Genomic DNA, 9404 nt, shown 5'->3' with positions numbered 1-9404 from the left:
GGCCCGAAAGGCAGGCGTGTGTTGTTTGCGGGGCTTGTTTTTCGTTGTTAATGGTTTAGTCATGAGTCACCTCTGAGTTACGAGTTTACTCACTTAATACCGTGTCCACTATTACTGGGTAAGATCAATGTTGAACACCTCTGGCTTGCTCTGCACGAAACCGTGATACGTAATCATAAATGTCGTTCGATGTGGCAACTGCTGCGGAAGGTAAAGCAGTTTATAACGGTGGCATCCTCCTTCCCGGGGCCAACATGGAACCGCAAAAGTGTAGCACTATTAAGCACACCTATTGAGAATCCAGAATCGCGCAGAGGGGAAGTTCCATTGTGCGACCCGATAACTCCGGCAGAATCATCGGCACTTTCATTGAACTAGAGTATTACGCTTGATGCCGTTTCAGCACATTAAACACCCAATGAAAATGTGAATAATATCACAAAAATCACAATTATTATGGCGATAGATATTAACAATTTAAAATTTACAAAAAATAAAGTTGTGATAATCAATTTTAGGAATTATATCGACTAATCAGGTTTATTATTGATTTAGATCATTTTATGCATCTATCAATCATAATCATCATCATGCATTTATTAATGAACATTATTATTTAAAATAATTTATTTTTTCAAAACAGTTGATTATTGATAATGTATTTCATTAGACTGTGTCGAGTATTTTTTAACAGATACTTAGGCGTTGATAAAAAAAATCCTGATGGATATCAAGCTAGAACATTTTATTTATGATGCTAATCCGGCCTGTGTTAACCTGATCGGGACCACCAAACAACCTTAAATAATTATACTGAATTAAAATGTTACTTGTAAATTGAACTGTTATGGACTTCTTTGTTATATTGGCACGAGTAAATCTGGTGATGTATCCTATTAGTAGAACATGTGTTTTTCGATAAAAGCGCCTATGGCTTTTCGTGAGGCTCAACAGAACGAGAGAAGCAGATGGTTCTGCGAGCCAGACGCTTGATTCGGGTTCTCAGTCTCAGATTGTTGCGCTCAATACGCTGAGTAAAGATCTTGCCGGTCAGATGTGTCTCTTGCGGTACCTCTGTGACATAGCTGTCCCATTCATTTGTGGTTAGCATACCGATGTTAGAGGGGAGAGCTTCAGCAGGAAAATGATTTACTAAAAATAGGCGGTGGATTATGGCCATCAGAACAGTGAACAAAATACGTACTCCTTTTGCATTGCCGCTGTTTCGAAGATGCAGGTATCGGTATGTATGGACTCAAGCAAGCAGTCGACGTAGCAATTATCAACTGTCCGGTTAGATTACCGGATGATGTATCAAAACACACTGTTGAATGAAAGCAAAGCCAGACGACTGACGGCAGTGAAGACCCCAGCAGATATGTTCGAACACTAAACAAAAAGCACCCGCATCGGGCACAGGGATATCATTTGCCGCGGAAGTAATCTAATTTTAATGTATGGTTGGAGCGGAAAAATGACCAAAAATAAAGCAATTGATATAAGTGTGATGTCAACGCTTACGCAGATAAACCTAAAGGCAATTATTGTTTTTGTTTTCGTTGTTGAGACAAAATCGCTACTTGGGGCATCGCTAGTTCTTGGGTATTCTCTGCCCAATATTAGTATTCATCTGAAGCATCTTCGGGATGTTATAAAAACACCTCTTTTTACTCGCGAGGGAAGGTGTCTGCTACCTACTGAATACGCCATAGTCTTATGTGAAAAATTCAAGCATTGTTTAACCGGGTTGTATGAGGTAATAAAAGATGAGACGCCATGAGTGAAGAATAAGGTTTCTAATGGAATGGACGCCCCAACTTAAACGGTATCAATATGCCAAAATGGAAGTGTATCAAAAACGACCATTTAATAACTGGGAGCGTCCATCATGAAGATTACAGGTTCTGTTGTAATAAGGGCAAGCGGTCGATAGAAGTTGTATAGCCTATCTTTTAGGCAAGACAAAAATAGGACGCGAAGAAATTGTCTTATCGGCGCTGGCGTCCCATACTAACTACCGCAAAAATAATCGGCATCACTGCTGTCAGAGAAGGATTTTTCGGTATGTTTTCCCGCTTGTGTCTGAGGGCAGGGCTGTTGTTAGTCGCTCTCGGCAGTGCTGTAAGCGTTTCGGCCGCTACCAAACCCGTAAAAGAAGCCCCAGTGGGCCAGTTCGCCGCCAACCAGATCCGCCATATCGCTACCTACTTCCCCGGCCGCATGGCCGGCAGCCCGGCAGAATTACTGGCCGCAGACTACCTGAAACAGCAGTTTACCGAGATGGGCTACCCGGCTGATACCCGTACCTTTGACGCCCGTTATCTCTACACCAATAAAGACACCAGTGAAAACTGGCGCAAGATCAGCGTCACCTCGGTGATTGCGACCAAAAAGGGTGAGCGGCCCCAGCAGGTCATCATCATGGCGCACTTCGATACCTATACCCCGCTGAGCGACGATGAGGTGGACAATAACCTCGGTGGCCTGACGCTGCAGGGGGTCGATGACAATGCCTCCGGCGTGGGCGTGATGCTGGAGTTGGCCAACAGGCTGAAAAACATCCCCACCACCTATACCCTGCGCTTTGTGGCCATGAGTGGCGAAGAGCTGAAGTCAGTAGGCGCTAAAAACTACCTTGGCCGTATGACGCTGGAGGAACGCAAAAACACGCTACTGGTGATTAATCTCGATAGCCTGATCACCGGCGATCGCCTCTATTTCCACTCCGGGCGTAACACCGAGCCGGAAGTGGTGGCCAGATCCCGCGATCGTGCGCTGAGCATCGCCCACCGTTATGGTATTGAGGCAGCCATCAACCCAGGCAGCAAAGGTTTTCCAACCGGCACCGGTTGCTGTTCCGATCAGATCGTCTTCGATAACGCCAAAATTCCGGTGATGGCGGTAGAAGCCACAAACTGGTCGCTGGGGGATAAGGACGGCTATCAACAACGCGCCACCAGCCCAAGTTTCCCACAGGGGATTACCTGGCATCGTCCGCAATACGACAATCTGCAATATCTGGAAACCCACCTGCCAGGGCGAATCGACAAGCGCAGCCGCGACAGCGTGCGGATCCTGTTACCGTTGGTAAAAGAATGGGTGCAGGCGCATCCTGTCCCTGAGCCGAAAAAGAAAAAGAAGAAATAATTGGACGTAAAATCGAGTACAAATTTTGTACTCGACATCTCGGTTAAGTATACTGAGAGAAACCCGTATTCGAGAAAAAACTAATGAGTACGCACAAAACCTTATCGCAACAAGCGACACGAGAGAGTCTCGGTTCACCTGATAGTTTCAAAGGAGGTGTTTGGGTGACTAAAAATGGAACCGCAGAATTATTCGTCCAAACGGCCTTGGAACGACAAGAGGAATTGGCTGCCTGGGAACAGGAGCAGCAAACCCATGCACTGCTAAAACTGGTGCTGAAATCCAAGCAAGAAGTCGCCGAAGGGAAAGTCCTGACTCCTGATGAAGCATTAAAAAGGCTAAGGGCTGCAAGAGGTTAAGGAGTAACCAACCATGTATGAAGTGCGTCTGACCGAAACCGCATTTCAGTGCCTTGCCGATATAGAGTCGTTCAAAACAGCCACTATTGGTTCAGTGGATGCAGGGCACTTTGTAGACCAATTGCTCTTGGAAGCTACTGCCACGTTGCGAGAAGATCCCAAGCGCTATCGTTTTAACGCCACTTTGGCTGATTATGGCTTAGGACTACGAGAACGTCTGGATAAACACGAATACCGGACGCTGTATGAAATCACCGGTCATACCGTCGACATCTTGCTGTTTTTGCATACCCGCCAAGATTTGACCCGCGCACTCAGACGTCACATGTTATTGAGCTAGAACTTAATTAGTCGGGCCCTCGCAGAACCCGGTTCGTTAACTATGCGCTCATCAACCTTCGTGCAGACCACACTCGCGCTTCAGGCCGAAGAAGCGGGTTTCCTCCTCGCTCATGCCCTCCTCCCATTTACGGGTGGTGTGGGTATCGCCCACCGACAGGTAACCCTGATCCCACAGCGGGTGGTAGCTCAGCCCATGTTCGGTGAGATATTGGTAAATCTGGCGGTTATCCCAGTCGATGATCGGCAGGATCTTGAATACCCCACGCTGCACCGCCAGCACCGGCAGATTGGCACGGCTGCCCGATTGCTCACGGCGCAGGCCGGCAAACCAGGTTTGCGCACCTAGCGTTTCCAGCGCGCGGTTCATCGGCTCAACTTTGTTGATTTGGTTGTACCGCTCAATACCCTCAACGCCCTGCTCCCACAGCTTGCCGTAGCGCGCCTCTTGCCAGGCCGGTGAATGCTCGGCGCGGAATACCTGCAGGTTCAGGTTCAGTTTATCGGCCAGTTGGTCGATAAACTGGTAGGTTTCCGGGAACAGGTAGCCGGTATCGGTCAGGATCACCGGGATATCCGGCTTGATGCGCGTGACCAGATGCAGGCACACCGCCGCCTGAATACCAAAGCTGGAGGAAAGCACAAACTCCCCCGGCAGATGCTCCAGCGCCCAGGCAACCCTCTCCTGTGCCGAAAGCTGTTCCAACTGGCCGTTGACGACCGCCAGTGCCAGCGCCTGCCCGGACTTCGGTAACGCGTTCAGCGCCGCCAGATCCAATTCAGCCATGATGCGATTTCCTGAAAATGTTGATGTGGCCCCTCACCCTAACCCTCTCCCACAGGGAGAGGGGACCGAAATGTGCCCTCGTCGGCATATCACTCTATACAGCGACCAAAAGGACCGGGGTAAGGAAGACTGGCTGCAGCGTAATAAATGCAGCCGTGCAAGTTATTCCCAGAAATCCTGAGCGGGATCCACCACCGGCCGGATAATCCCGGTTCGCACGGTGAAATCGCCAAAGCCTTCGCCAGCGGTGCGCTCTGTTGCCCAACGTCCTACCAGTTGGTCGATGGTTTGCAGGATTTCGTCTTCGTTAATATTTTCCCGATACATGCGGGGAATGCGCGTCCCTTCACGGTTACCACCCAGATGCAGGTTGTAACGGCCGATCGCTTTACCAACCAGCCCAATCTCTGCCAGCAATGCTCGGCCACAGCCGTTCGGGCAGCCGGTGATACGCAGCACTACGTGCTCATCCCCCACGCCATGCCGATGCATGATGCCTTCCACCTTGGTCACAAACTCCGGTAAGAAGCGCTCGGCCTCCGCCATCGCCAGTGGGCAGGTTGGGTAGGACACGCAGGCCATCGAATTCTTGCGCTGCTCGCTGATGCCATCGTCGATCAGGCCATGCTCGCGTGCCAGGGCTTCGATCTTCGCCTTTTCGCTTTCCGGTACGCCAGCCACGATCAGGTTTTGGTTGGCTGTCAGACGGAAATCACCCTGATGGATCTTGGCGATCTCGGCCACGCCGGTTTTCAGCGGACGGCCTGGATAATCCAGCAGGCGACCGTTTTCAATAAACAGCGTCAGATGCCAGTGATTATCAACCCCTTTAACCCAGCCGATGCGATCGCCACGGCCGGTAAACTCGTACGGACGCACCGGCGCAAAGGTGATGCCAGCCCGCTTTTCTACCTCGGCGCGGAAGGTATCAACCCCCACCCGCTCCAGCGTATATTTGGTTTTGGCGTTCTTACGGTCAGTGCGGTTACCCCAGTCGCGCTGGGTGGTCACTACCGCTTCAGCAACGGCCAGCGTGTGTTCCAGCGGAATATAGCCAAACTCACTCGCCGTACGCGCATAGGTTTTCTTGTTGCCATGCTCGATAGACAGGCCGCCCCCCACCAGCAAGTTAAAGCCCACCAACTTGCCGTGTTCGGCAATCGCCACAAAGTTCATGTCGTTGGCGTGCAGATCTACATCGTTCTGCGGCGGGATCACCACCGTGGTTTTAAACTTGCGCGGCAGGTAAGTGGCCCCCAGGATCGGCTCTTCGTCCGTGGTCGCGACTTTTTCTTTATCCAGCCACACTTCGGCATAGGCACGAGTACGCGGCAGCAGGTGCTCGGAGATTTTCTTCGCCCATTCGTACGCTTCCTGATGCAGCTCCGACTCCACCGGATTCGAGGTGCAAAGTACGTTACGGTTTACGTCGTTGGCCGTCGCCAGCGCATCCAGCCCCAGGCGGTTCAGCAACTGGTGCACCGGTTTCACGTTACCTTTGACGATGCCATGGAACTGGAACGTCTGCCGGTTAGTGATACGGATGCTGCCGTACAGCGTGCTTTCCGCGGCAAATTTGTCGATCCCCAGCCACTGTTGCGGGGAAATAATCCCGCCCGGCAGGCGGCAGCGCAGCATCATGGCGTGGCGAGGCTCGAGTTTTTGTTCGGCACGTTCGGCGCGAATATCGCGATCGTCCTGCTGGTACATGCCGTGGAAACGGATCAGCAAGAAGTTATCGCCGGTAAAGCCGCCGGTCAGACCGTCTTGTAAATCTTCGGCAATGGTTCCGCGCAGGAAGTTACTCTCTTTCTTCAGACGCTCAGCATCGGTCAGTTTGCCTTCAACCACCAGAGGCCCAGGATGTTTATCACTCATTAGTAAACGTCTCGCTGATAACGGCGCTCAAGGCGCAGCTCGCTTAAGAATTCGTCTGCCAGCTCGGTATCCATACCACCGTGCTCGGCCACCAGTGCTAACAATGTGTTTTCAACGTCTTTCGCCATGCGGTTGGCATCGCCACAGACATAGATGTGCGCGCCCTGCTGTATCCAGTTCCAGACTTCCGCGCCCTGCTCACGCAGCTTGTCCTGCACGTAAACCTTATGCTGTTGATCCCGTGACCAGGCCAGATCGATGCGGGTTAGCAGACCCTCTTTTACATAGCGCTGCCATTCAACCTGGTACAGGAAGTCTTCGGTAAAGTGCGGATTGCCGAAGAACAGCCAGTTCTTACCCTCGGCACCCTCCGCTTCACGTTGCTGCATAAAGGCGCGGAACGGGGCAATACCGGTACCTGGACCGATCATGATCACCGGCGTTTCCGGGTTGGCGGGCAAACGGAAGTTGTCGTTATGTTCGATAAACACCCGCAGTTCGCCTTCCTCTTCCAGACGATCGGCCAGGAAGCTGGAAGCCCCACCGGCACGGCTGCGGCCATCAATGTCGTAGCGCACCACGCCAACGGTGATGTGCACTTCGTTTTCATTCTCTGCCTGAGAGGAGGCGATGGAGTACAGGCGCGGCGTCAGCGGGCGCAGCAGGCTGAGTAACTGCTCTGCGTTCAGGTCGGCCGGAGCCTGGCGTACCATGTCCACAATCGGGGTGTTATGGGCGTAGTGTTGCAGTTTAGGCTTGTCAGCCAGCAGGCCAATCAGCTTTTCGTCTCGCGACAGCCCGGCATATTTTTCCACGATCGGCGTAGTGTTCTGCGTCAGTTCAAAGTGGCTACGCAAAGCTTCACGCAGCGACAGGGTTTGCCCCTCAACCTCGACCGGTTCGTCGCCTTTCAGCCACAGCAGTTGAACCAGCTCCTCCACCAGCGCCGGATCGTTGTCAAACCATACGCCCAAGGCATCGCCCGGCTGATAGCGCAGGCCGGAATCGCCTAAATCGATCTCTATATGGCGCACATCTTTATCGGAAGCGCGGCCAGTGATCTTTTGCTTGGCCGCCAGTTGCGCGATCAGTGGTTGTTCTTTGCTGTAGGGGCTGCTGTCCAACTGATCGACCGCACCGCTGGCCAATGCTGCCGGAGCACTGTTTTCCGCTGGTGCTCGGGCCTTCAGGACTTCCACCACCTGCTTGCGCCAGGCGATAGCCAGTTCCTGATAATCCACATCCGCATCGATGCGCTCCACCAGCCGCTCGGCCCCCAGCTCGGCCAGCTTGCTATCAAAGTCTTTGCCGGACTGGCAGAAATTCTCATAAGAGCTATCCCCCAGGCCAAACACCGCAAAGGCGGTTTCATTGAGTTTGGGGGCTTTTTTCGAATGCAGGAATTTGTGCAGCGCCACCGCTTCTTCCGCTGGCTCCCCTTCCCCTTGGGTGGAGGCGACCACCACCAGCAGACGCTCCTGGGCGATTTGCTTGAACTTGTAGTCACCGGCATTCACCAGGGTGACGCTCAGCTTCGCCGCCAGCAGATCGTCGCGTAGCTGTTCGGCCAGACGGCGTGCGTTACCGGTCTGGGAAGCAGAAATCAGGGTGATGCTGGCCGCAGGGGCCGCAGCAACCGGTGCTGAAGCCACGCTTCCCGGCTGCTGATTAACCCTGCCCCAGAAATAACCAGAGAGCCACGCCAGCTGCGTTGGGGAGTACCCGCCAATGACGGCCTGCAAACTCGAAAGCTGTTCGGGGGTCAGCGGGAGCAAAGATGTTGGAGGAACCTGAGTCGTCATCGCGGTACGGATATCCTATGCTTAGCCAGTGTCAGTCGCTGTAATTGTTGTTGTGTAATGTCCTGAAAAGACCAGGAGAGTTTGTAAGGTTACCGAGCGTCATTGCAACGATTAAATAAGGGATAGCAATAATTAATAACCAAAACGACTAAGCAGTTTTCCTGGTAAGGGATAGTGGCTAAATCGTTAGATAGTTATTTTTAATTTATTGATATTTAAATAGTTAATTTCTCAAAGTTTGAATGACTCGCATTTGAGGTGGATAACGTCCCCCTATCGGCTCAATCCCGCCCAAATAAAAAATGCCAGCAGCGCTACATGCTGCGCCCCTGGATCTCCCCTGAAGCAGCCCAAAAGATAGTAACCAGGGCCGCTTTCCGTTAGTATTCGGCGGTTTTTGAGTCAATGAGGCCGTAATAATGGCAACCACGCTATTTAAAGATTTTCAGTTTGAAGCCGCACACCATCTGCCAAACGTGCCGGAGGGCCATAAATGTGGCCGCCTGCACGGGCATTCGTTTATGGTGCGTATTGAAGTGACCGGGGAAGTAGACGCCCATACCGGTTGGGTGATGGATTTTGCCGAGCTGAAGGCCGCTTTCAAGCCGATTTGGCAGCGCCTGGATCACTATAATCTGAACGATATTCCTGGCTTGGAGAACCCGACCAGCGAAGTGCTCGCCGCCTGGATCTGGCAGCAGTTGAAACCGCAGCTGCCTGAATTGTCGGCAGTGATGGTCAAAGAGACCTGTACCGCAGGCTGCGTATATAAAGGTTAACAGGGCAAGACTCAGGGTGAGGCGATTGGCTGCAATGCGATCTCCCTCACCCTCTCCCCAAGGAGAGGGAACCGATCGAGTTCGTTGATTGCTTAGCGTTTTACTTTCCTTTCTTGTTCTTACTCCCCTTTTCAGAAGCAGCACGATCCCACCAAAGGCTCCGGGCAGCTCCCTCTCCCTGTGGGCTGAGGAATCCCCACAAAAAAATGAAAGGCACGATGAAGTGTGATCTACTGGTTGCGCTAACAAAACAGAAGAGACCTCATCGTGCCTTTACAAACAGTTTGCCAGAAATTTTTCTCCGCGTCTTTAC

8 protein-coding genes and 2 pseudogenes are annotated in these 9404 nt (G+C 51.9%); 6 read left to right on the top strand and 4 right to left on the bottom strand.

From position 1 onward, the window contains the following. Positions 1–126: 126 nt before the first annotated feature. Positions 127–274 (top strand): annotated as a pseudogene (locus tag ACMV5H_RS24355) (IS630 family transposase); the annotation flags it as partial. A 622-nt stretch (positions 275–896) separates the two neighbouring features. Here the strand turns inward: ACMV5H_RS24355 and ACMV5H_RS24350 are convergent. Next, positions 897–1126, bottom strand: a pseudogene (locus tag ACMV5H_RS24350) (IS1 family transposase); the annotation flags it as partial. Between the two features lie 348 nt (positions 1127–1474). Here ACMV5H_RS24350 and ACMV5H_RS24345 point away from each other — a divergent pair. From ACMV5H_RS24345 to ACMV5H_RS24330, 4 genes are all read left to right on the top strand, one after another. Next, on the top strand, positions 1475–1780 hold the full coding sequence (locus tag ACMV5H_RS24345) for a helix-turn-helix domain-containing protein (RefSeq protein ID WP_223537447.1): 306 nt from the start codon (positions 1475–1477) through the stop codon (positions 1778–1780). Between the two features lie 284 nt (positions 1781–2064). Continuing rightward, positions 2065–3147: an aminopeptidase gene (locus tag ACMV5H_RS24340; protein WP_223537445.1), complete on the top strand. Its 1083-nt coding sequence runs from the start codon at positions 2065–2067 to the stop codon at positions 3145–3147. Positions 3148–3230: 83 nt separating this feature from the next. Next, a complete protein-coding gene (locus tag ACMV5H_RS24335; RefSeq protein ID WP_024485708.1) occupies positions 3231–3506 on the top strand; it encodes a hypothetical protein in 276 nt (91 codons plus the stop codon). A gap of 13 nt (positions 3507–3519) precedes the next feature. Next, on the top strand, positions 3520–3846 hold the full coding sequence (locus tag ACMV5H_RS24330; RefSeq protein ID WP_059199793.1) for a type II toxin-antitoxin system RelE/ParE family toxin: 327 nt from the start codon (positions 3520–3522) through the stop codon (positions 3844–3846). Between the two features lie 51 nt (positions 3847–3897). Here ACMV5H_RS24330 and cysH read toward each other — a convergent pair whose 3' ends face one another. The 3 genes from cysH to cysJ form a co-directional block, all read right to left on the bottom strand. After that, positions 3898–4632: a phosphoadenosine phosphosulfate reductase gene (gene cysH / locus ACMV5H_RS24325; protein WP_223537441.1), complete on the bottom strand. Its 735-nt coding sequence runs from the start codon at positions 4630–4632 to the stop codon at positions 3898–3900. A gap of 162 nt (positions 4633–4794) precedes the next feature. Continuing rightward, a complete protein-coding gene (gene cysI, locus ACMV5H_RS24320) occupies positions 4795–6510 on the bottom strand; it encodes an assimilatory sulfite reductase (NADPH) hemoprotein subunit (protein WP_059199791.1) in 1716 nt (571 codons plus the stop codon). Continuing rightward, complete coding sequence (gene cysJ, locus ACMV5H_RS24315) at positions 6510–8312, bottom strand: NADPH-dependent assimilatory sulfite reductase flavoprotein subunit (RefSeq protein WP_414822661.1); 1803 nt, start codon at positions 8310–8312, stop codon at positions 6510–6512. The genes cysI and cysJ overlap by 1 nt, the downstream gene beginning before the upstream one ends. A gap of 419 nt (positions 8313–8731) precedes the next feature. Here cysJ and queD point away from each other — a divergent pair, with 419 nt between their 5' ends. Continuing rightward, positions 8732–9091 carry a 6-carboxytetrahydropterin synthase QueD gene (gene queD / locus ACMV5H_RS24310; protein WP_021179400.1) on the top strand — a complete coding sequence of 120 codons (360 nt, stop codon included), beginning with the start codon at positions 8732–8734 and terminating at the stop codon, positions 9089–9091. The last annotated feature ends 313 nt before the right edge of the window (positions 9092–9404 follow it).

It is taken from the genome of Serratia sp. N21D137, assembly GCF_047530005.1.
GTDB classification, from domain to species: domain Bacteria; phylum Pseudomonadota; class Gammaproteobacteria; order Enterobacterales; family Enterobacteriaceae; genus Chania; species Chania fonticola_B.
The sequence above is the reverse complement of the archived record's forward strand: the minus strand, read 5'-3'. Positions and strand labels throughout refer to the sequence as shown.